This is a genomic window from Acidithrix sp. C25 (assembly GCF_904848545.2).
Genome location: NZ_CAJHCI020000002.1, coordinates 1,068,499 through 1,090,978, shown reverse-complemented (window position 1 = coordinate 1,090,978; position 22,480 = coordinate 1,068,499). Strand labels below are relative to the sequence as shown.

The 22,480-nt window shown below is 47.5% G+C and carries 14 protein-coding genes and 3 tRNA genes; 6 read left to right on the top strand and 11 right to left on the bottom strand.

Annotated features, from left to right (window positions below; genetic code table 11):
- The first annotated feature begins 1,094 nt into the window (after positions 1-1,094).
- Entirely contained in the window at positions 1,095-3,302 is a 2,208-nt protein-coding gene (purL, locus tag ACIDITHRIX25_RS97995; RefSeq protein ID WP_249685753.1) for a phosphoribosylformylglycinamidine synthase subunit PurL, read from the top strand.
- Between the two features lie 439 nt (positions 3,303-3,741).
- Here purL and ACIDITHRIX25_RS97990 read toward each other — a convergent pair whose 3' ends face one another.
- Both ACIDITHRIX25_RS97990 and ACIDITHRIX25_RS97985 read right to left on the bottom strand, forming a co-directional pair.
- Positions 3,742-5,175 carry an APC family permease gene (locus ACIDITHRIX25_RS97990; protein ID WP_201733458.1) on the bottom strand — a complete coding sequence of 478 codons (1,434 nt, stop codon included), beginning with the start codon at positions 5,173-5,175 and terminating at the stop codon, positions 3,742-3,744.
- A gap of 697 nt (positions 5,176-5,872) precedes the next feature.
- Positions 5,873-6,730: a PHP domain-containing protein gene (locus ACIDITHRIX25_RS97985; RefSeq protein WP_052604953.1), complete on the bottom strand. Its 858-nt coding sequence runs from the start codon at positions 6,728-6,730 to the stop codon at positions 5,873-5,875.
- A 235-nt stretch (positions 6,731-6,965) separates the two neighbouring features.
- On the opposite strand from ACIDITHRIX25_RS97985, the gene purF reads away from it, so the two are divergent.
- The 3 genes from purF (at position 6,966) to ACIDITHRIX25_RS97970 (ending at position 10,431) form a co-directional block, all read left to right on the top strand.
- On the top strand, positions 6,966-8,495 hold the full coding sequence (gene purF, locus ACIDITHRIX25_RS97980) for an amidophosphoribosyltransferase (protein ID WP_249685752.1): 1,530 nt from the start codon (positions 6,966-6,968) through the stop codon (positions 8,493-8,495).
- 203 nt (positions 8,496-8,698) lie between these two features.
- Positions 8,699-9,814 (top strand): phosphoribosylformylglycinamidine cyclo-ligase, encoded by a 1,116-nt coding sequence (purM, locus tag ACIDITHRIX25_RS97975; RefSeq protein ID WP_201733457.1) that lies wholly within the window; start codon positions 8,699-8,701, stop codon positions 9,812-9,814.
- The gene (locus ACIDITHRIX25_RS97970) at positions 9,811-10,431 is read left to right on the top strand and encodes an orotate phosphoribosyltransferase (protein ID WP_201733456.1); all 621 of its coding nucleotides are present in this window, start codon (positions 9,811-9,813) and stop codon (positions 10,429-10,431) included. Before purM ends, ACIDITHRIX25_RS97970 begins: the two co-directional genes overlap by 4 nt.
- A 252-nt stretch (positions 10,432-10,683) precedes the next feature.
- Here the strand turns inward: ACIDITHRIX25_RS97970 and ACIDITHRIX25_RS97965 are convergent, their stop codons facing one another.
- The 4 genes from ACIDITHRIX25_RS97965 to ACIDITHRIX25_RS97950 form a co-directional block, all read right to left on the bottom strand.
- Complete coding sequence (locus ACIDITHRIX25_RS97965; RefSeq protein ID WP_201733455.1) at positions 10,684-11,295, bottom strand: hypothetical protein; 612 nt, start codon at positions 11,293-11,295, stop codon at positions 10,684-10,686.
- Positions 11,296-11,308: 13 nt separating this feature from the next.
- Complete coding sequence (locus tag ACIDITHRIX25_RS97960; RefSeq protein WP_052604957.1) at positions 11,309-11,893, bottom strand: hypothetical protein; 585 nt, start codon at positions 11,891-11,893, stop codon at positions 11,309-11,311.
- Positions 11,894-12,773: 880 nt separating this feature from the next.
- The gene (locus tag ACIDITHRIX25_RS97955; RefSeq protein ID WP_201733454.1) at positions 12,774-13,979 is read right to left on the bottom strand and encodes a class I SAM-dependent RNA methyltransferase; all 1,206 of its coding nucleotides are present in this window, start codon (positions 13,977-13,979) and stop codon (positions 12,774-12,776) included.
- 1,004 nt (positions 13,980-14,983) lie between these two features.
- A complete protein-coding gene (locus ACIDITHRIX25_RS97950) occupies positions 14,984-17,527 on the bottom strand; it encodes an alpha-ketoacid dehydrogenase subunit alpha/beta (protein ID WP_201733453.1) in 2,544 nt (847 codons plus the stop codon).
- 168 nt (positions 17,528-17,695) lie between these two features.
- On the opposite strand from ACIDITHRIX25_RS97950, the gene ACIDITHRIX25_RS97945 reads away from it, so the two are divergent.
- The gene (locus ACIDITHRIX25_RS97945) at positions 17,696-19,105 is read left to right on the top strand and encodes an NAD-dependent malic enzyme (protein ID WP_052604961.1); all 1,410 of its coding nucleotides are present in this window, start codon (positions 17,696-17,698) and stop codon (positions 19,103-19,105) included.
- 173 nt (positions 19,106-19,278) lie between these two features.
- Entirely contained in the window at positions 19,279-19,500 is a 222-nt protein-coding gene (locus ACIDITHRIX25_RS97940) for a hypothetical protein (protein ID WP_201733452.1), read from the top strand.
- Between the two features lie 92 nt (positions 19,501-19,592).
- Here the strand turns inward: ACIDITHRIX25_RS97940 and ACIDITHRIX25_RS97935 are convergent.
- The 5 genes from ACIDITHRIX25_RS97935 to ACIDITHRIX25_RS97915 form a co-directional block, all read right to left on the bottom strand.
- Positions 19,593-19,668: transfer RNA gene (locus ACIDITHRIX25_RS97935), tRNA-Phe, on the bottom strand.
- Between the two features lie 20 nt (positions 19,669-19,688).
- Positions 19,689-19,763: transfer RNA gene (locus ACIDITHRIX25_RS97930), tRNA-Asp, on the bottom strand.
- An 87-nt stretch (positions 19,764-19,850) separates the two neighbouring features.
- Positions 19,851-19,923: transfer RNA gene (locus ACIDITHRIX25_RS97925), tRNA-Glu, on the bottom strand.
- Between the two features lie 75 nt (positions 19,924-19,998).
- Positions 19,999-21,270 carry a CysS/YqeB C-terminal domain-containing protein gene (locus ACIDITHRIX25_RS97920; RefSeq protein WP_201733451.1) on the bottom strand — a complete coding sequence of 424 codons (1,272 nt, stop codon included), beginning with the start codon at positions 21,268-21,270 and terminating at the stop codon, positions 19,999-20,001.
- 28 nt (positions 21,271-21,298) lie between these two features.
- Positions 21,299-22,162 carry an alpha/beta fold hydrolase gene (locus tag ACIDITHRIX25_RS97915; RefSeq protein WP_201733450.1) on the bottom strand — a complete coding sequence of 288 codons (864 nt, stop codon included), beginning with the start codon at positions 22,160-22,162 and terminating at the stop codon, positions 21,299-21,301.
- Positions 22,163-22,480 lie beyond the last annotated feature (318 nt).

Here is a 22,480-nt window from a genome sequence, read left to right as displayed (position 1 = left end):
ACTTAGGGCTTTCCTGGTGATGATCCAGATAAGGATCATCCTTCTATAACAGGCCAGCATCGCTTGTGCTCATTGAGTTATGGCAGGCTATGACCGATTCGACAACCTGGATGAGGCAGGTGGATCCCTAGGTGATTCGGGAATTTAAAAGGTACCACTGTGGTTATATGATCTTTGGTTCGATTGAGTAGCCTTTGATGGAAATGAAAATTCTCGTTGAGATTTTTCGAGCTAAAGGACGCCCTGACACCAAGATTGCTGATCTGCTAACGCCTAGTGCAACCATTTGGGAATTGATAATGGTCGATGTATTCCTTAGTTAGTTTTGAGGTGTTGGGTATCTTTCAAATAGAGCTATGACGACGGCATCGGTGTTTCATTTGAGACCTCTTCTTGGATAATGCTAAGTTTAGGGTTGACCTATGGCGAAATAAGTGATTTTGGAATCTGGGAAATCCTATGGATGGATCTATCGAACGGCCAAAGATTTTAATAGAATAAAAGGTTTGTAGTTTTGCAAGCTCTAGCTGAATTATTGGATTCTATTTTGAGGTTACGTTAGCATTGGAAGTGCTTTTCGCGCCAACCGGTGGTCTCTCTTAGATTTTGTCTACTTCTTTGGATTGTTCTTTGGTTTTGGAGGGTCGAACGTGCTTAGCTGTGTGATTTGGTTAGTTTTTATGCATTCTAACTTAGAGGCTTGGCGAGTCAAAGGATTTGATTGAATTTTTTGTTGAATTTAATGAAGCTTTGCGTTGATATTCATTGTTGTTGCTTCGGTTGTTTCCTCAAGCGGATCTAAATTGGCACGAATGATGTGAGATGGTTGATGATAACTTCCCTTTGCATTTACTAAAGTAGATGCGAGATCATGCAGATTGGAGCATGCGTTCTAATTTGATGAATTCATTTGAGGGATCATGACTCTTGACAAAGACAGCCGTGATACTGATAGTTTTTTACTAAAACGGTGGATATCCATGGTGAAGGTTATCCTGTAAATAAAGTCTTCTTCCCGAGAAGTTGGCGGTGGCAAGACTTTAGTTTTTTCAATGTCGCATTGGCGAGCGCCGGGGTCTTTTAGTCTTTATGACATGGATCAACCAATACACGCCGCGCTCGGTCTAACAGACGAAGAACTCTCCATGATTATAGAGATTTTGAAGCGAGAGCCAAACTATCTTGAACTTGCGATGTACTCTGTTATGTGGTCAGAACACTGTTCGTATAAGTCTTCGAGAGTTCATCTGCGTCGCCTACCTTCCAAGGGTGATTTGGTGATTTTGGGTCCCGGAGAGAATGCTGGTGTGATCGACGCTGGTGATGGGATCGCTGTTGCGATTCGAATGGAGTCACACAACCATCCATCTGCTATAGAGCCATATCAAGGCGCTGCTACGGGCGTTGGCGGAATTTTGCGCGATATCTTCACGATGGGTGCGCGACCGATAGCACTTTTAGATGGACTGCGAATCGGCGATCAAAGTGATCCAAGAAATAGGTACATATACAATGGAGTCGTTGCAGGCATTTCGGGATATGGAAATGCCGTCGGTGTTCCAACTGTTGGCGGCGAGATCGTCTTTGATGAGACTTATAACGCTAACCCTCTGGTAAACGTCGCAGCGGTTGGTGTATTGATGCGCGACAAGCTGGTGCTTGCACGAGCTGATGGAATTGGAAATCGTGCCATTTTGCTAGGTGCTACCACTGGTAGGGATGGAATTGGTGGTGTATCGGTTCTCGCTTCAGCGGGTTTTGGTCAAGAGGTGGATTCGTCCAAGCGTCCAAGCGTCCAAGTAGGAGATCCCTACGAAGAGAAGCGTCTGATAGAAGCTTGTCTTGAGCTTTTGGACAAGAGGCTGGTTGTGGGAATCCAAGATCTAGGCGGGGCGGGGTTGTCGTGTGCAACTTCTGAGACTGCGGCCAAGGCTGGATTGGGAATGGACGTTCAAATTGGTGCCATTCCACGGCGTGAGCCAAATATGGAACCATTTGAAGTTATGACCTCAGAGTCTCAAGAGCGAATGTTGGCCATTGTGGAGGATGCCAACGTCGCTGAGGTGTTGGCGATTGCTGAGAAATGGGAGATATTGGCGGCCGTCATCGGTACCGTCACCCCGGCCGTAGTCCACGAGGATGGCTCAAGTGTGGGTATGTTGCGAATATTAGATGGTCAAGAGGTATTAGCCAACGTGCCAGCTGCGTCACTAGCTGATGAAGCCCCACTCTATCATCGCCCTCTAGCCAAGCCGGATAACTTTGATGAGAATAGCCAAATGGACGTCGACTCTTTAATTGGTGAGATAGACGTGATTGCGGAATTAACCAAGATGATAGGAGATCCATCGGCGGTTTATCGCCAATATGATCATCAGCTCTTCCTCAATACGATAGTTGGACCGGGTTCCAACGCCACTTTGCTTCAGCTGGCAAGTCCTGAAATAGGGGTTTCTAATAAAGCCATAGGGCTCTCGTGTGATGGTAACTCACGTTGGTGTGAATTGAATCCAAGAGTTGGATCAGAGCTAGTAGTTGCCGAGTCAGCGCTAAATGTAGCATTGGTTGGTGCTAAGCCCGTAGCCATGGTTGATTGCTTGAATTTTGGGAATCCGACTCATCCCAGCGTTATGTGGCAACTCTCGGAGTCGATTGATGGAATAGCCAGAGCAAGTTTAGAACTTGGTATTCCAGTGGTGGGCGGCAACGTCAGCCTATACAACGAGGCCTCGGGGCGAAACATTGAGCCAACTCCAGTATTGACAACCCTTGGCTTGGTGGAAAAAATTAGTGGAATTCCACCTACCACTTCCTATGGCGTAGATCGCTCGATCGTCTTGGTTGGAGATATATCATCGAAGTTGGCAGGCTCCAAGCTGGCATGGTCGAGCCGCTCCCTCAAGGGCGGCAACCTCGTCGAGGTGGATTACGATCGCCACCGATCCTTGATAGAAGCAGTTCTATGTTTGGCCAATGACTCATCTACATATGGCATAAGCGCTATGAACGATATCTCTGATGGTGGCTTGGCTTTGGCCCTTTTTGAGATGGCTCGCGCTAGTGGGTATGGATTTAGCCTTGGTAGCGACGATCGTGACTACAAGCTCACCCCAGGCCAACTATTTAGCGAAGCGCCATCTCGAATTGTGGTAGTCACTTCGAATCCTACTAGTGTCATCGATTTTTTTGACGAAGGGTCAATTCCGGCAGTAGTAATTGGAAGCACCAATTCCACGGCAACCCTTGACTTTGGGGCTCAGGCTTTAATGACGCTGACTACCTCAGGTCTAAGACCTAATTGAATTAGGCGAGGACTTTGGATAACCACTGGGTTATCCAAGGCACCAGACACCTATTTTTCGTAGCTAGTGGTCTCTTTGTTTTATGGCCATAGCAGGATCTTTTAACTAAGAGTCGATAGCCGCTATAAAATAGGCTATCGACGATTTGGGTTGCTTTTTTGATCAAATATTGGATCAAATATTTGATCGCAAAGGAGATCTTCTATAGCGATGTCAGCGGCTGGTGCCATCTTATAAGGTGCGATCTAGCTATGTGGATCTAGCTATGTGGATCTAGCTATGTGGATCTAGCTATGTGGATCTAGCTATGTGGATCTAGCTATGTTGTGATCTGGATCGGTCGATGAGGAGCGATTTAGAGGGGCTATCGGTCTTTTGGGAGCCCGGGAATTCGATCCGCTAATAGGGCTCTTCTTCGAATTCAAAAGGTGACACTCAATTATTCAATATCTCCAAGAGAGTGTAAGGAGACTGAGACTTCCTCTTCTTTGTCTGGGTACTTTCGTGATTGGTCGCCACTTTTATCTGGCTCTGAATCTCCGTGGAAGATGACGATGTTTTTGTGCCGTTTGGCAAAGAAGGAAAAGACGAAGCCACCCCCTAGAAGAGCAAAGATCACATAGTCGATTGAAGAGCCGATTGCACTTGGCCCATATATTACGAATCCCACCATGAAGGCGAAGAAACTTAGACAGGCAAGGCACGATAAAAGTAATAGTAGCCGATGGCGGTGGGGTTGGTTTTCCTCCAGCGATTCACTTCTGTGAATTCGACCCAGGAATACACTCGCAGTTAGGGAGTCTAAGAAGAACTCTGCGACCAAAAAGAAGCCAGCCGCCGATAGGACTAGGCCAAAGAATGAGCTAAGTGAAGAGAAGAGACTTTGGAGCGCGGTGATTGCGAAAGATGCGCCCACGACAACTATTGTCGCAACGCTTGGAGCTTGATTTTTGTTTAGGGTCGAAAACGATGGTGGCACTAGCCCTTCTCGCCCCATTGCATAGAGAGCTCGAATCAATATAAACGAAGTCAACCAAAGGCCACCGGCAGTAGAGGCGAGAACGGGTAAGAGAATTAGCCATGGCGCTCCAGGAACCAATCTGTGACCCCAAACCGCCATGGGATTGGTGGCTCCGGCTAGGAGGTGAAGCGGTGTCTCTCCAAACATAAGCGGATAGATCAGGGCATAGAATCCAAGAGCCATTATCGCTCCGATGATGCCGCCTTTTCCAGGGTCTGCCTTGGGTGCGACGGATTCTTCAGAGGCGTAGCTGTCAATCTCCCAGCCGTCAAGAATCGTAGCTGCTATTACTGCTGTAACTATCATTCCGCCGATTGGAGGCGATCCAAAGTGAATAGGAACCGAGATGGAGTGCCACCTTGCAATGGCAATAGTGGCGATTACCGCGACTGAAATTAGCTCAATAGCCAGAAATACCTGGGTTAGTTTGGCGGTAGGTCTAGCGCCTCGCAGGAGCGGAACGAGGGCAAATGAAGACCAGAATAAGGACATTCCAAGTTCGGCGAGCGGTGATGGACTGTAGCTCGGAAAGAGAAGATTTAAGGTATAAGTCGCTGCTGGAATGATGATCGGAGGTATAGAGGTAAAGTAGGCGATTATCAAGATCCACGCTTGGTACCTAGAGGCTCTTATCCCTAAGACTCGAGCGGACCAATGGTAAGAGGCACCAGCATGGGGAAAATGACGATTTAGAAGTCTAAAGACAAAGGCTGCAACTATGAAAGGTATGGCTATCAATGCGACCGATGGCAACGTCCAAAGGCCAGCGTTTGCAGCCATGACGCCTCCAGTTGCTGCAATTGAAAAGAGTGGCCCAACGCTCGATACTGATAGTGCGATTAGATCGCGCATGTGGAGTGACTGGTTTAGACCTTGGGAAATGGGGGCGTCTTGGTTTTTGGGGCTGATTGAGCTCGCGGGTGCTCTTGTTTTGTCTTGAGGCAATGATCAAACTCCAAAAAAATTTGTGACTAAAATTTCTTGCGAACTATTCGCATTATAACCCCCACGGACGTATGACTATTCCATTGGATCTCGATCTCTTGGCTCGCTGTAAAAGGCGCCGAGGCGATTCCAAGTAATGGGTGCGGTGGTTATCTAGGTTCAAAGTGAAATCGAAACCGTCATTGATTTTTCGCCTTAGGCACCCTGCGCAGTTTTTGTGCATTGTTCGTACATTTTTTAATTGGTACATTGTTCAATTGAGGCTGAGAGTTCTTGGGGTTGCCACATTGAAGTTTCATCGCCCAATTGGCCACAATCTAGGGATCTGACCTTTGGATCTTAAATTATGGGATGATAATTATGGGATGATAATTATGGGATGATTTTTTGGTGGCCGAGTTGTCACTCGTGTGGTTCCTTACGACGTGACTTCGGAAGCCTAAATACAAACTAAATACAAAAGAGTTGCACCATGAACACTTTCGGGTCGCTTCATCGATGGTCCCCAACAGGGAGCGACCCATAAATTTTTTAGGTGAGATTGTCATTACCAAGTGATAGCTAATTGGTTAGCCCTCAATTGATCTTTTTTAGCATTTGATGATCAGTAGACTTTGGAAAGGTGATTTTCGGATCTCAGGCGAAGCTGCTCTAGTGCCCTATATGGAACTCTTAGATCTCCTTTTCCTACCCCTACTGAAAGGTCTGGTTTGTAAGTTCCATGAAAGTCACTGCCACCAGTGGCTACGATATCCAATTTTTCGGCGAGACCAACTAGGAATTCTCGCTGTTCTTGGTTGTAGCGGCCATAGTGTGCTTCGATACCTGCAAGGCCATCAGAGACCCATCCTTGGATAATGTCAGCTAGTCGGTCCCGATCTTCTTCTACGGTGAATGGGTGAGCTAAGACAGGCATTCCTCCGGATCGCAGGGAAAGGGCGATCATATCTTTGGGCGATAGAGTAATCTTTTCAACGTAGTATTTGTTGCCTTTGGCAAGATAGTGATCGAATGCCTCCTGGAGAGTCGATACAACGCCCTTTTTGACTAAGAGTGCTGCGAAGTGTGGCTTTCCTATGCCGACGCCTCCGCCCTCTGCCGAGAGTTCCTCAAAGGTTATATTGATTCCGTCCTTGTTCATTAGTTCTAGAATCTTGAGGTTTCGGTCTTCGCGCGCCATCTGCATCTCAATCAGGGTTTCTGCGATTGGCGAGGAGTGCGCATCAACGAAATAGACGAGCATATGCATCGTCCCTTCGTTGTAGTGGCAAGAGACTTCTACGCCTGAAATGAATTCAATACCAAGCTCTATTGCTCTCGCCTTAGCTTGGGTCAATCCGTCAAAGCGGTCGTGATCAGTGAGCGCTATTGCCCTCAATCCAGCCGCTGCCGCAAGCTCAACTACCTCAGTCGGGCTTGCGGATCCGTCTGAAACTCGTGAATGTGTGTGAAGGTCTATCATTAGAGGCCGCCTCGGGCAGTTATTCTTAAGGTGAAAAGTTCGCGCGCAATTTGTTTCAAGTTAGTAAATTTTAGGTGTGTGCCGGCGATGGCATCGTCGCAAATGAAGAAATTCTTTCAAATCACTCAATGGTGGGAGCCAAGTGGGAGTTTTGGCAAGGGCTGACCTGTGCAAGTTGTAGAGTCGATTTAACTAGTGGTCACATTTTTTGTGGCATTTTATCTGGGAGCCTAAGATGGACGCCAATTATAGCGTTGGAGTTGGCGATGAAATGGTCGAAGATCGTTTCGATCAACTAAAGCGAGGTGATTCGCCAGAAGAGGCCTGCGGGGTCTTTGGAATACGTGTTGAACCAATGACTCGATCGGTTTCGCACGCTACTTACGATGGTCTTTACGCCTTGCAACATAGAGGGCAAGAGTCCGCGGGCATGGCTGTTTCAGATGGAACTTCCATTACGGTTGTCAAGAACATGGGGTTGGTCTCAAATGTCTTTGATGATCGTACACTTTTGTCTTTGCCGGGTAATCTGGCCATAGGCCATACTCGATATTCAACTACCGGTTCCTCAACATGGGGGAACGCTCAGCCGGTCTTTAGGGCCGTGGGTGACTCAGGAATAGCACTTGGCCACAATGGCAACCTTACTAATACTCAAGCCCTTAGCAAAGAGCTTGGATTTGATTCGATGGAACTCGGAAGTGATTCGGACCTTATCGCTCACTTTTTGGCCACCGAGATAGCCTCAAACCTAGGTGGTAAACCTGGATCCGTGACTGAGTCGATCAAGAGTCATCCCGAGGCGGTGCTAAGTGCTCTCGAGCATGTGCTACCAAAGCTCAAAGGTGCTTTTTCACTGGTGATTATGGACCATGATCGATTGATTGGGGTTCGTGATCCAAATGGCTTTAGGCCCCTTTGTCTAGGTCGCTTGGAGGCGGGATATGTTATTGCTTCCGAGACTCCAGCGCTAGATGTAGTTGGCGCCACCTTTATTCGAGAGGTGGAACCAGGTGAGATGGTCATCGTCGACGAACTCGGTGTCCGTTCATTTCGCCCCTTTCCTCCCGAGTCCATTGATCCCAAGTTGTGTATCTTCGAATTTGTATATTTTGCTCGACCAGATGCTCGGTTGTTGGGGCAAGAGGTCTACTCGACTCGAAGGCGCATGGGCGAGCTTTTGGCCAAGGCGCTACCGGTGGATGCAGATCTGGTTATGGGCGTGCCTGATTCGGGAGTTCCAGCAGCGGTCGGCTACTCCTCGGCTAGCCACATTCCCTATGGGCAAGGTTTAGTAAAGAATAGATATATCGGTAGAACCTTCATCTCTCCCGATCCAGCATCGAGAATCGATGGAGTTAGGCGAAAACTTAACGTTTTGCGTGATAACATTTCAGGTAAACGACTTGTGGTTGTAGATGACTCAATAGTTCGTGGAACAACGACAAAGGCGATGGTAAAGCTTTTGAAGGAGTCAGGAGCAACTGAAGTCCACTTGCGAATCTCTTCGCCTCCATATCGATGGTCTTGTTTTTATGGTATTGACACCCCATCTAGACCCGACCTCTTGGCCTCCTTTAAAAATATTGATGAGATTAAGGCATTTTTAGAGGTGGATTCAATTGCATATTTGGATCTCGAGGATCTCAAGGCCGCTATTGGCTCGCCTGAAGATGGTTTTTGTGATGCATGTCTTACAGGTTCGTATCCAATCGATGTTCCTGAAGCAATGTTGAACGCTCGACGTCCAAAGAAGATTGGCTGAAGGCAACTCTGAGACTTACTTACTCGGTCAAGCAATGACCGATGGATCTTGGCTAGCCCTTTTTATCGAGGTGAGTCCTGTTTATCCAGGTGAGAGAGATCACTTCTAATCGATGGTTTCTAATGAAATTTCACGAGGAAGTCGAATCCTTGCGATCTATTTGAACTATTGACCATCCCAAGGGCCAATGTGCACAAATCGACATGACACTTTCAAATATTGTGAGCATAGAAAAGGTACTTTTATTGATGAGCGAGAAGTTGAGTTACGCCAGTGCTGGCGTCGACATAAATGAAGGCGAAGCGGCCGTTCGGTCTATTAAAAAGATTGTGGAGGCGACCTCGATAGATGGCGTCATGAGCAAGATCGGCGGCTTTGGTGGCCTCTTTGATTTGAGCGTCCTAGACATGGCGGAACCGGTGTTGGTCTCCTCTACCGACGGTGTCGGCACTAAGGCGTATCTCGCCGGGGCTCTTGGCTCCTATAAGACGATAGGCATCGACCTAGTTGCGATGTGTGTCGATGATATAGCGGTACTGGGGGCGCGGCCACTATTTTTGCTTGACTATCTTTCTGTTGGCAAGTTGGACTCCAATCTGGCCCTAGAGATTGTAGGTGGAATCGCCGAAGGGGCAAAGGCGGTGGGCGCTGCACTGATCGGTGGCGAGATGGCGGAGCACCCCGGTTCAATGACGGATGGTCATTTCGACCTTGGGGGCTTCGTGGTTGGAGTGGTAGAGAAATCTAAGATCTTAGGGAGCCATCTCGTGAGAGCGGGCGACTCCTTAGTTGCCATTGAATCCCCTAATCTTCGTTCCAATGGATTTTCGCTGGCGCGTCGTGCGCTCTTGGGGAACGCTGGCGACATAGACCATGGGGGCAATCGAGACCTGTTTCAGACTCTTGTGGATGCCAAACCATTTGACGATGGACGCACGCTTGGTCAGATCCTCATGGAACCTAGCGTTCTGTATAGTCCGATCCTTCAAGAGCTCTCCAAGACCATTGATATTCACGCTGGTGCACATATTACTGGGGGAGGAATCGAGGGAAATCTTTCTCGAGTGCTCAAAGACGGTGAACGTGCCATTGTCAAACGCGACTCTTGGGAGATACCACCTATCTTCTCGCTTATTCAACGTTCGGGTGCAATCGATGACGATGAGATGTTTCGGGTCTTTAATATGGGCGTAGGCATGGTGTTGGTCATCGATCACGATCAACGAAAAGAAGCTATTGCCACAATTGAATTATTGGGACATAGGGCTTATGAAATTGGCTCTATCGAATCGGCTGCGAAAGGCGTGGAACTAAGGTGACAAGGTATCAGCAACTATCTGCAATGTATCCTGAGAACTTACAAGAGGCCTTGAACCTAACAGATAGCGTTCGCAAGGATCTTTTGATGACCCATCTTGAGGAGTTTTCGATCCGTAAGGGTGATTTCATCCTAAAGTCTGGCCGAAAGAGCAAGTGGTTCATCGACTCTAAAGCTACAGCATGTCATCCCCAGGGGATCCTACTGGTTGCCGTCTCGATTATGAAGATTCTTCCTCCCGATATCGATGGCATTGGCGGTTTGACCATGGGAGCTGACCCAGTTTCGTATGCGACAGCCGCTATTGGCTGTGCGATGGGTCGGATGCTTGGTTCGTTTTCGGTAAGAAAAGAGGAGAAGGACCATGGCGGCAAGGGAAGGATCGCAGGAGTTTTAAATAGTGGGAATCATCTGGCAATCGCAGAAGATACGGTTACGAGGGGAACTTCTATCTTTGAGGCGATTGAGCAAGTGAGACGTTGTGATGGCGACGTTACCTTTGTGACAGCAATAGTGGATCGCGGAGGTACTGTAGCGCGAATGTGTAATGACCAAGGTATTGCCTATAAGCCACTTGTCACCGCGCCCGAGCTTGGCTTTGAGTACGAGGGTGCATAGGGACCCCCAACATAGGCTCCTAATACGCAGATTCGGGGTAGTGGCGCATCAATAAAACCAACCCATAGCTTTGATGGAAGTGCCAACCTTGTAGATTCAAGGTAGGGAGACTACCCGCTGAATTGCTGTTTCAGAGCGGGAGCGACACTTTTTGGATGGGTATGGCCTATCGTTATTGGATCATCAATCGCCAATCACCAATCACCAATAACCATTTTAGATGTAATGGTTATTGGTGATGTTCGTCTTTAGCTAGCTCCAACTGGTCAAAAGAAACCAATATCCGAGCTCGCCGGCGCTAGATCTACCTGACTCTGAAACACATCCAAAGACTAGATTTTTCAGAGGCTTGACGTTGGTCTCTCCGTCGTATCTAAGCGAATGAGAATGACTATGGGTACCTTTGTCTCGGAGAGCAAATGCCTTTGCGAAGGTACGAGTAATCGGCCTAATTCGCTCATCTACGGCAGGTGGGCCAATAATCTTTTCCCAGTTGATGCCATGATTTGATTTTATCTGAGCTACTGAGCCGATCGGAAGCTCGTGCGCTATGAATAATCGGTCGAAATGAACGCCGGTTCGATCAATTCGACGCAGTTCTCTTAGTGGCGATGATGGCGCTGAAAAATTACCCGCTTTGATTTGTGGATGCCTTTCGACGTCAAATATGACCCAATCGGTTTCACCATGGGTTGAAATGCCAACAGGAGTGTGATGAATTTGTGCAGGACCCAGAGGTGTTAGAAGATCGCCACCTTGTTCTTTGGTCTTGTCTTCTAACTCCGTCCGTGGTTCTTTTGGATCTAATGTTTCTTGATTTGATAATCCCAAGATTGTAATTATTTTACTTTCGAGTATCTCCATTTGAATTTTCCATTCAACTTTTGCGAATCATCAATATGATAAAAGCAATGGTGCTTGCAATCAGGATTACAAACATTCCCATTATTGCGAGAGCTGTGAATGTCAGAATCGCAGAACTTATCAAAAGTGGCATCGATAAGATAAGACCAATCGCGACTACTATGCAAATTGCAATCGTAAGATAAATATTTGCCCTAGCGATACCGTTAGTTGCTATTGTCAGAATAGACAAAGCAAACAATAGAATAATTGCGCCATATCTTCCCCAATTAAGCAATCCTGCGAAGGTCAATATCTTGATGGAATCGCTGATAATGGTGTATGGAAGTAGGAGATTATGGTCAGCCTTTAGCTTTAGCAACCAGTGGTGAAGTGGAATTGTATCGATAATTACTGCAATTAATGAGATTGTCGTGACGATTACTGGACGACGCAGGAGGGTTATATCACCACTCGGCGTAACAATTGATTGGCGAAATTGCCTTACGTCCATTGGATTTGACTTAACTTGTCCATTACGATTTTGCTGCATTTTTTTAATCGACAAAATATGCAATCGACACTTGAGTTTGATTAAATTTGCAAATGTAATTTCCATTTACGCCTTCTTAAGTAATCATATCTCTATTATATATTTATGATTGCAACTATCCTTAGCAGATCTATCAATACTTGAATATTTCGACAAAGATTTTATTTTCGCCTAATGATCTGTGACATCACAGACACTCGTTTGCACCTTCTTGGAATATCTATGCGTTCTGATGCGACTTATGGGGTTTTAGGAGTGATGACTAAATGTCAAGGTGGCATTTTCACTACTGTCAAGGGGTTTTTGGTTAGATAGCTTTTGAATGATCTCCCATCTATATAGGGTGATCTTTGGACACAGCGATTGCACAAGGAACTAGCGGAGTTTTCTATGTCAGGGGGACTACGCCCTTGTGTGGTTGCATCGCCCCTTTGTCAAAAGGTTAGATTCGTGCGTTGAATGCGGTAATTTAGACAGCTGCCCCTGGTGAGTTGCTAGGTTGGCCGGCCTTTAGTCCCTGGAATGAGCGGTGGAACCCCACCACATTAACGCCTCTTGTGTAGCTCTCCCAAAGCAGATCATTATCTTTGTGGGCTTTTGGTCCTAAGTTGTGGATTTTCAGTTAACAGAGGTGCTATGTCGCGAAATGGTCTCCAAGGCCAGGAGTTGATCCGATTTGGTCGCGCTTTTGAGACGGTTTGATATCCTTTTTGAACTGCAGATCGTCCCGTTGCGTTTTTTAGCTTTTGGACGATCTGTAGCTTTTTGGGATTTCACCAAGTTGAGATCCCAAATCGGTTGAGATCCCAAATCGGTTGGGATCCTAAATCGAACACTCCTATTCAAAGGAGATAATAAAGGTCGGTCTATTTAGATAGCGATTCCAATAGGAATCGACTGACCCATTTTGAATCTCCACCGCCCCTAGAATTGCCAGGTTATAGAGTTACCTCATTATTTCGAGGTTAACCATGAACTCTAGGTGCTCTGTCATTGGAAAGAGATCAAAAGCTTTTATCTCTTTTATCTCGTACTGAGTTTTTAGGGTCGCCAAGTCGCGAGAGAGGGTGGCCGCGTCGCAACTTACGTAGATGATCTGTCTCGCCCTAGAGGTGGTGAGCTCTGCCAAAGCGGCGCCATTGATGCCTGATCTCGGTGGATCTAAGACGACAACACTATTTTCCATCAGTAGATTTGAAATCGTTCGTTTGGTGACAGTGGCCTCTTGGACCTCGATCTGACTTATGTCAGTCGAATTATAACGGGCATCTTGGGCAGCGTGACTTGATGATTCTACGCATGTCACTCTTCCACTTGCACCTACCGCCTTGGCCAAGGGAAGTGAGAACAGTCCAACACCACCGAAGAGGTCGATAGCGTGATCTCCTCTTTTGAGTTCTGCGGTCTGCATGACTTCTTTGACTAGCAGGCTAGGTGCCCCGACGTGTGATTGCCAAAACGAAAGAGGACTTATGCGATATTGGTATCCATCCACATTTGCAAAGGAGGTGTACTTGGAGTTGAGGGGACTCCCATCGAGGCGTGCCAGGTCGATACTGGTTCCTCGCTTGGAATGGTACCTTACTACTCCAAAGGGTTCTCCTTCTCCTATGGCTCGGAGTTCTACTTCTTCGGCTCCTTTCCAAGAGGTGCTAAAGGCCGGAATCAATCGGTCGCTAGCAAGGGGGCAATGATCTATCGCTATCAGTTCTCTAGATCTAGAAGTTCTAAGCCCAAGGCGTCCTTCGTCGTCTACGCCACATCTCAGTCGAGTACGCGAGCCTAGATCATCGATATCATTGGCAATGATTTTGATCTCGTGGTCAGTTCCTGCCAAGCGTTCGAGATGCGCTTTTGCGATATCTAACTTCCATTTGACTTGAGATGCCTTATTTGCATGCTGAAGGTCGCATCCTCCGCACATTCCGGGACGAGCGTATTGGCATTGGGGCTCGACTCGATCGGGTGATGGTTCGATAATCTCAATGGCGTCGCCGCGAGCCATCTTGGCATTGGTGGTCGTAATTGAGACGTCTACAACTTCACCTGGAAGACAATGTTTGACAAAGATGACTTTTCCGTCGGATAACCGTCCAACACCCCCACCCGTTGCGGGTCGTTCAATTTTAATTCGTTGCAATGGTTCATTCACTGTATCTAGAGCCTTTCTGAGGGCGCTCAAGTAATTTATTTGTCCGGGTGTCAATTACATTATTTATTTCAAGCGGATCGGGTGTCTAGCGCTATGATCCCAATGGTAGTGCTCGTAATCGCTGGATAGCTTACCTATCGATGCTATTACGATTTGAGAATCTCAAATGCCGTAATGACTTATTTGCCCTATATGCGTATTCGAATTTATACCTTTAACATCATTTAAAGATTGAAGGGCAGTTCGTGGACGTAATGTCATTATATTCGCCCTCTATGGCGGCAATGTTGCCTAGAGTGGTGATAAGGGTGATAAGATAGTTTAGGTTAGTCACTGAGCGATTCTTGTCGATTCCCTTATTTAGGAGTCGTTATGATTCGCGGTGGGGCAAAAGATTGCACCTATCTTATGCCTCATCTCTACTGCAAGAGATAGACGTTACTCAAGTACGAATTCGTTACGTTCGTTTGTCTTAGCCACTGCTAGATTGAGGGGCCTCGTTGGGAGCCGAGGTCCCTTTATCAGTGAACTTCAATATTTGAGCTCCATCTTTCGCTTAATTGATTTAACCCGTGAAGTCCATTTTCCATGAGACCATAGCTGAAGATTACCCAAGGTAGCTTTTTACGATTTTCAAAGTTTGTGACCTGTTCTGTCTGGTCATGCCTTTGTTTTGATTGTTTCTTGGGTGACCACTTGGCTGAGCTGGTTTTCCTTATAGGGACGAATTAAAATGAAAACGACTAGATACTTCGTTCTCCCTAAGTTACATTCATTCTCCTAGACCATAGAAAACCATGGGAAGAAGGAGCACTAAAACCATCTTGTTCCCTGGGCTGGTTCACTGAGCCGTTGTGGTAGAAGAGAAAATCCACTTTTTCCTTATGAAAGCGCAAAAACCTACGGAGATTTCGCAATTCTGCGAGATCTCCTAGTTATTGTATTCGGACTATGTGCTAGGGAACTTTAGAGGTATTACAAGAGATGTAGTGAATTTATTTTATCTAATCTGAAAGCATCTTTAGGACTCTCTCTTTGATGCGCTCGGGGGTTATTAGTGAGGCTCCCTCAAGAGAATGTGCGAATGGGGCGATTGGAAAGTGGTCTGGTGCGAGGCGCTCAACTGGCCCATCAAGGTCCAAGAAGGCACCCTCCATAATGGTCGCGACTACTTCTGCGCCGACTCCGAATTCTCTATTATCCTCGTGGACTACCAGCACTTTGGCACATCGTTTGGCCGAATCGATGATTGTGGCTCGATCCAGTGGTGAGATAGTCAATAGATCTACGACTTCAATGGATGCCATGCCAGAAAGTTCTTCAGCCACCGCAAGGCAATAGTGGCGCATCAATCCATAGGCAATGATCGATAGATCTCTCCCTTTGCGCACGATCTCCGCTCTTCCGATTGGGAACCTATGGCCGCTCGCCGCCTCGGCCCCTTTGATCATGCGATAGGCCTTTTTGTGTTCCAGGAAAAGCACAGGGTCTGGATCCTCTAGCGCTGAGCGAAGCAGACCGGCCGCATTTTCGGGTGTTGAGGCGACTACTACCTTGATTCCAGGTATGTGAGCATAGAAGGCCTCTATCGATTGAGAATGGTAGAGGCCTCCGTGTACTCCTGCTCCGAACGGGGCTCTAATAACCATAGGAACGTTGTAGGAACCATTGGATCGATAGCAAATTCGAGCTGCCTCAGAGAGGATTTGGTCAAAAGCGGAGTGGATGAAGTCGCCAAATTGGATCTCAACGATGGGTTTTTTTCCATATACGGCAAGGCCGATTCCAAAGCCAACGAGGCCAGATTCTGCTATTGGGGTATCAATGACGCGGTCTTGTCCGAACTTTGTTATCAGTCCTTCAGTCGCTTTGAAGACTCCGCCCCGAGTTCCAACATCTTCCCCCATAATTATCGCTTCGTCGAATTCCTCCAAGAGCTCTCCAAGGGTGTTTCTAATTGACTCTATATAGTTGACGGTTTTGGCACTGGGATCGGCAATGACTTGGTTAGGTGATGCCGGTTGATCAAAGCGAATGGGCTTAGCAAAGACATGATCGGAAATGGTAGAGGGATCCGGGTCGTTCGATGACTCTGCCGCGGCTAGTGCTAGTTCTATTGCCTCTCTTGTTGCTTCCACCATCTCTTTTTCTAGAGATTCTGTCATGAGACCATGGTTATATAGATAGTTGCCAAAACTAATGAGGGGATCATTTGCCTTGGCGTCTGCGACCTCTTGGCTAGAGCGATAAGTGCGATCGTCGTCGTCAGAGGCATGACTGAGAAACCTATAGGTCTTGGCTTCTATGAGGCTAGGTCCATTGCCACTTGCGGCACGAATGCGGGCCTTTCTGACTGCGTCGTAGACGGCGATAGGATCGTTTCCATCGACTATCTCAGAGAAGATGTTATATCCAATTCCTCTTGTGGCAATATCTGCGACCGCACTTTCGGACTCTAAGGGAACCGAAATTGCATATCCATTGTTTTCGCAGATAAATACGATTGGAAGCTTATGGATAGATGCAAAGTTGAGTGATTCATGGAAGTCTCCTTTGGACGCGCCGCCGTCGCCAAAGGTTGTAAAGACGACACTGTCGCCATGGTCGATCTGGATTCCTAGGGCGATTCCGGTGGCATGAGGAAGTTGAGTTGCGACCGGAGATGATCCCGTGACTATGTTACGTTCCTTCACGCTCCAGTGGTTGGGCATTTGACGTCCGCCAGACATCTGGTCGGGAGCTTTTGCTAGGAGCGAGAGCAAAATGTCTTTGTCTCTGACGCCAAGACCCAGAAGAAGGCCAAGGTCGCGATAGTACGGCAAGATCCAATCAATACCCACTTCAATTGCGGCGGCTATGCCGACGTGGGTCGCTTCGTGCCCCTGGGATGAGATTGCAAATGGAGCTCTACCAGAACGATTAAGGTTCCACATCTTTTGATCCAGCAGTCTTGCCTCTAGCATGGTTTGATACATTGCAACGATATCGTTGTCGCTTAGTCCGACGAGATGGTGAGGCTTTTTAGCGGAGATATCTGTGATAGGGCCATTGTCGCGCCCAGACTCCACTTCGGGTGATGATTGCGTTTCTCTGGCAAAGTGATTACCGATCTCGCTCCTAGAAGTCGCTTGTGACTCGAAGAGACCACTATCTACGTTAGAGCTCGCATCCTCGTTGTTCGTATCGCCTTCGACGCGATCGTCTTGTTTTTCTGTCATCGGATCGTTGAAGTTGTAAATTCCAGATCTTTTTGGCACTTCATCCAATTGGTGCTCTTGCGCTGGAGTAGTAACTTCCGGTGGAGCGAGGTCGTTGGGGTTTTTTGACTTACTTTGATTGACTGGGAGGGCTGACCCCACCTTTTCTGGAGCGGCTGCATTCTTGGATCTGCGAGAAGGTTTTTTACCTTTGTTTTGCGCTTGAGCCTCTGTTTGTGCGTTGAATTCGGTTGTCTCTTCAATGATGGACGACCGCAGTTGTGCTGCAATGATAGCGGCCTGAGACTTGACCTTTGGAGTCTGGGAATTATTCTTCTTGAAGAGGGCCACTTTATAACCTCGTGTAATTATTAGCTAGCTACGTGTTGTCTTCGCTAGTGATAATATAGGTCAAAATCCCCTTCTAGGCGCATTGTAGCTGCAATTGCTTGGTGTCCTAAGGCAAATAGAATCATAAATTACTCAGTCAAGATTGTGATTCGGCTAATGTAGGAAGCTATGACTATACCAAATGTCTCACATTCTGTAACAATTAGAGCTGAACTCAATCATCGACCCGGCGTATTGGGTCGGCTTACGACTGCGATCGGCGAGGCCGGTGGCAATATCTTGGGCCTTGATCTCATTGAGGCTAACTCTGACACAATCGTGCGTGACATCACGATCCTTGCTAGCGATCCCGATCACGCTCAAGCGATTCGCTTGGTAGTCGAAGCTGTAGAAGGAGTGCACGTTCAAAGTGTTATGGATCGAACTTTTAGGATGCACCAAAAGGGCAAGATTGAAGTTGTAGGCAAGAGTCCTATTAAAAATCGTGATGATCTTTCTATGGCTTACACACCCGGAGTTGCTCGGGTCTGCTTGGAAATTGCCAGAAAGCCTGTTGAAGTCCATAACTACACGATCAAAGCGAATTGCGTGGCTGTGGTTACCGACGGTACGGCGGTGCTCGGCCTCGGCAACATCGGCCCATATGCAGCTATGCCAGTGATGGAAGGAAAAGCGCAGCTCTTTAAGGAGTTCGGGGGAATCGACGCCTTTCCTATCTGTTTGAACGTCGCTACCTCTGAAGCTTTAATTGAAGCGGTCGAGATGTTGGAGCCAACTTTTGGGGGAATCAATTTAGAGGATATTGCAGCTCCTCGCTGTTTTGAAGTCGAGGAGGAGCTGAAGCGACGTTTAGATATCCCGGTTTTTCATGATGATCAACATGGAACTGCCGTTGTAGTTCTAGCAGCACTTCGAAATGCGGTAATTGTTGTTGACAAAAAGATCACCGAGATCTCAGTCGTCATTGCGGGAGCTGGAGCTGCTGGGGTGGCAATTGCTAAAATCCTGAAGAATGCAGGCGTTCCAGAGATCATCGTCGTAGACCGCCACGGAGCGATCTTTGATGGCCGTCAAGGCCTTGGCGGGGCCAAGGATTGGCTGGGAGAAAATACCAATCAAAACAAACGTCACGGCTCTCTCTCGGATGTGATTGCGGGGATAGATGTATTCATTGGTGTCTCGGGACCAAAGCTCCTAGAGCGTAGCGACGTTCAGAAGATGGGGAGTCGCCCGATTGTCTTTGGACTTGCGAATCCAGATCCAGAGGTTCTCCCTGAGGAGATTGAGGGGGTAGCTGCGGTCATAGCCACGGGTCGAAGCGACTATCCAAACCAGATAAATAACGTCCTTTGTTTTCCTGGAATCTTCAGAGGCGCCCTCGATGCAGGAGCGATGGCTATTACCGAGTCGATGAAGTTAGCGGCAGCCAACGCTATCGCTTCTAGCGTTGGAGATGGTGAACTGTCGCCGTCGTATATAATTCCTTCCGTCTTCAATAAATCCATTGCCCCTCGCGTTGCACAGGCCGTTGCCGAAGCCGCTCGACTAGATGGCGTGATCCGGTTGGATCGCATCTAGATGCTACCTATTGGCCACGTGTAGTTACTAGCTGTGTAGTTACTAGCTGTGTAGTTACTAGCTGTTGATAGGAATTTACCAAGAGCCTCCTTCGAAGGTTTAACTTCGAAGGAGGCTCTTGATTATTTAATCTCTTGGTGAATAAAAATAAGCGCAATATCAAGGATCGTCGATTGCATCGAAGGGCCCCGGCGACTTCGAGCCATTATTGGACCTTAATTGTTTCGATTCAAGGAGGTGTGATGGCTAGCTTTTCGAGGCGAAATCGATTGATCTACGGGCTGGAGCTTACAGGGCTGGGGCTTACAGGGCTGGAGCTTACAGGGCTGGGGCTTACAGGGCTGGGGCTTACAGGGCTGGGGCTTACAGGGCTGGGGCTTACAGGGGTCGTTTGATCAGAAGGTGGAAATAGAAGGAGATCCAAGGTTTTGGCTTTTATGATTTTGCTTTGACGAGCCCAAAAGTTAGGCATTCGGGCTGATCAAATTGGTGGTCGGGACCGGTTTCGATCCGGTGACCCCACGCTTTTCAGGCGTGTGCTCTACCAACTGAGCTACCCGACCAAGGCGGTTAGAACCACCAGCGGACCTGACGGGATTTGAACCCGCGACCTCCGGCTTGACAGGCCGGCGTGCACTCCAAGCTGCACCACAGGTCCTAACTTACGTTACCAACTTCCTTGCGAAGCAGGAAACTATATCTTAGCGCAATAGTTTCCTAACCTTGCAACAAATTGTAAATAACGCACCCCCAACGGGATTCGAACCCGTGTTACCGCCGTGAAAGGGCGACGTCCTAGGCCGCTAGACGATGGGGGCATTAGGTACAGCAAGACAGTCTAGTGCGACTTCTAACAAGAGATAGCCTATGTTTTGGTCAAATAATAATTGCTTTCACTCTTTAAGTTCCCATGCCTGACCATTTGACGTATCTGTAACGGTGACTCCTATAGAGGCCAAGCGATCTCGAATTAGATCGGAATCGCTCCATCGCTTTTGTTCTCGGGAGGTTTGTCTAACTTCTACGAGGGCTTCGATCGCACCCCGAAGGTGATCTAACTTGGTAAGGAATCCGTTCTCTAGGATCGGAGCTAGTCGCGATATCATAGAGCGCATCGATGTTCTGGCTTTGTCTATTTCGTCTGATTCAAGGGTGTCAAATACCCATTCGAAGATCTCTTTGTCTAGTTCGAGAATCTCGTTCAAGCATTCTTTCGCATTGCGCATCTTTAGTGCTACACTAAATCTCTCCTCATGTCTTGCGAGGGAGTCAATAAGCAAAGAAGTAGTCCCATTGGGCTGTTGTGCCTCGAAGAAGGCCTCAGGTTTTATAGGTTCACTCTCTTCAAAGGCGGGAGTCTTGTTCGCTATTTCACGTATGTAACTTGAAAATTCATCGAATCTCATCTTGTCTCCGGCGCGGAGAATCTTTGTCGATCCATGGCGCATTATCGTGACCGTGGCAAGGCCAACGATTTCAACTTGATTTTGATCTAGGTCGATTACGATTCCGGTATGTTCGTCGATTCCGACGATTGCGGTGGTCGCGTTCATTTGGCTCTCTAAGATCCGCAGGCGCGAAGCACCCATGTAGCAGTAGCGGGTGTCGTGGTTGTTTCCCTCGGCATTGTTGAAGTGTGGAATCACAAGAACGTCTAGACCAAGTGCCCAAAGGACGTTCAATCCATCCCTTAGATTTGGCGCCTCGCCAACCTTGTAGATCTCATAGACCGGAATTGTATATCTACCTAGCGTAAGCACCGCTGCCGATGAAAATGTGACGACTCCACCGTTGATTGTTTTGTCCTCTAGAATCGAGGCGATTGGGGTTTTAGCCCATTGGGACAGGGCATAGGTGGGGCTTCCGGGCCCCGCAAAGATGTAGTTTGCATCTCTTAGTGTGTTTGCAAAATTTTCCAATTCAAGGACGGAGGCCTCCGTCGCCGAACGCATCGAGGCGAGTGCCACCTTGGCGCCTATCGAGCTACGGAAGTAATCGATTGCTTTGGCCGAGATATCTGGAGCGTTTTCTTGGAAGCCAAAAGGTGTATCGAGCATCACTGCCTTGTAGTTTTTAGGCAATGCGCTAAATGCCTCGCGGTGGGTCTTTACCATTGTCGGTGATGTTTCACCAGATCCGAGAAGAATCAATATCCGACGATTCAATTTATAACTCCAGTCTTTCTCTTTGAATTCAAATGTGGCTCTGTCGAGTTAGGCCCAAAAGACCCATTGCATAGTTAGCTACCACCTGGGGCATCTGAGCATGGATATCATGGTCTGCTCCCTCAATAGTCTCGATTTGAATATCTTTGAGGTGACTTAGAGTCTCTTGAGCCCTCTGGAGGTCTTGTTCGCCCTTGGGCTTTGCGGGCTGAGCCATTAAAAAGAGCGCTGGCACCGATAACTTCGCAATCTCTTTCATTGGTTCGTAGTCAAATAACTCGCGCAGAATTGTCATGTGATTTTGGCGACTCAAGCGTGCCCTTACCCTTTGATCGTGGTCGATCTCTAGATTCGCCATGGTTGCTTCGATGGCTTGGTCGCTCCAACCAGGGTGAGATTTCCTAATCATGAAAGAGAGTTGGCTAGGCGATAAATGGCTTAACTCCGGTGGTGAAAGGAGGCTGGAAGCCTCTTGGTAGGTTGGGAAGTTCCACTTCATATCGATTAATCCGCCATCGATTGCCATTATGGCATCGACATATTCGGGGTGGCGATTTGCAAAGTTTACAACTACGGAACCGCCCCAGGATTGACCCACCCAGACCGGGTTGGTATGTGTATCGCCGCTGTAAAAGTGACTGTATAGGTCGAATAAGTCTTGGGTTGTCTGGTCGGTGCTATATCCATAGTTGGGCTTGGAGGACATTCCATGGCCTCGTTGATCGATCGCGATAGAGGAGTACCCCTTGGCCTCTAGGCATTCACCCACACCGTCGTATAAGCGAGCGTTGGAGGCCAAACCGTGGATTAAGACGAAGTCCCACGGAGGATCTCCTCTGGTGATGATCGCCATGGTGAGATCGTCGTTTATTTTGATATTTTCAGCCTTCACAAATCTCTTTAACCCTCTGGTTTGACTTGTAATTCCGAAGGCTTGAATTTACCCTTTATATATAGAATTCTCCAAGAGATGTAGTATTGCCAGAAGTGGTACTTTATTTTATTTTTCCGTCTTAATAGTCACCCTCAAGATGCACAAGATGGATTTGACCAGAGATATAGGTTAAAGACAAGAGTTAGCTATGAAGATAAGCAATAACCCGAGAACACGAGGGAAATAGTGTTGATGAATTTTGATCCGTGCTGTTTCAACCGCGCAATATCAACCGCGCCATTTAAACATTAAAGGCACATATTTTTCTTGCATAAT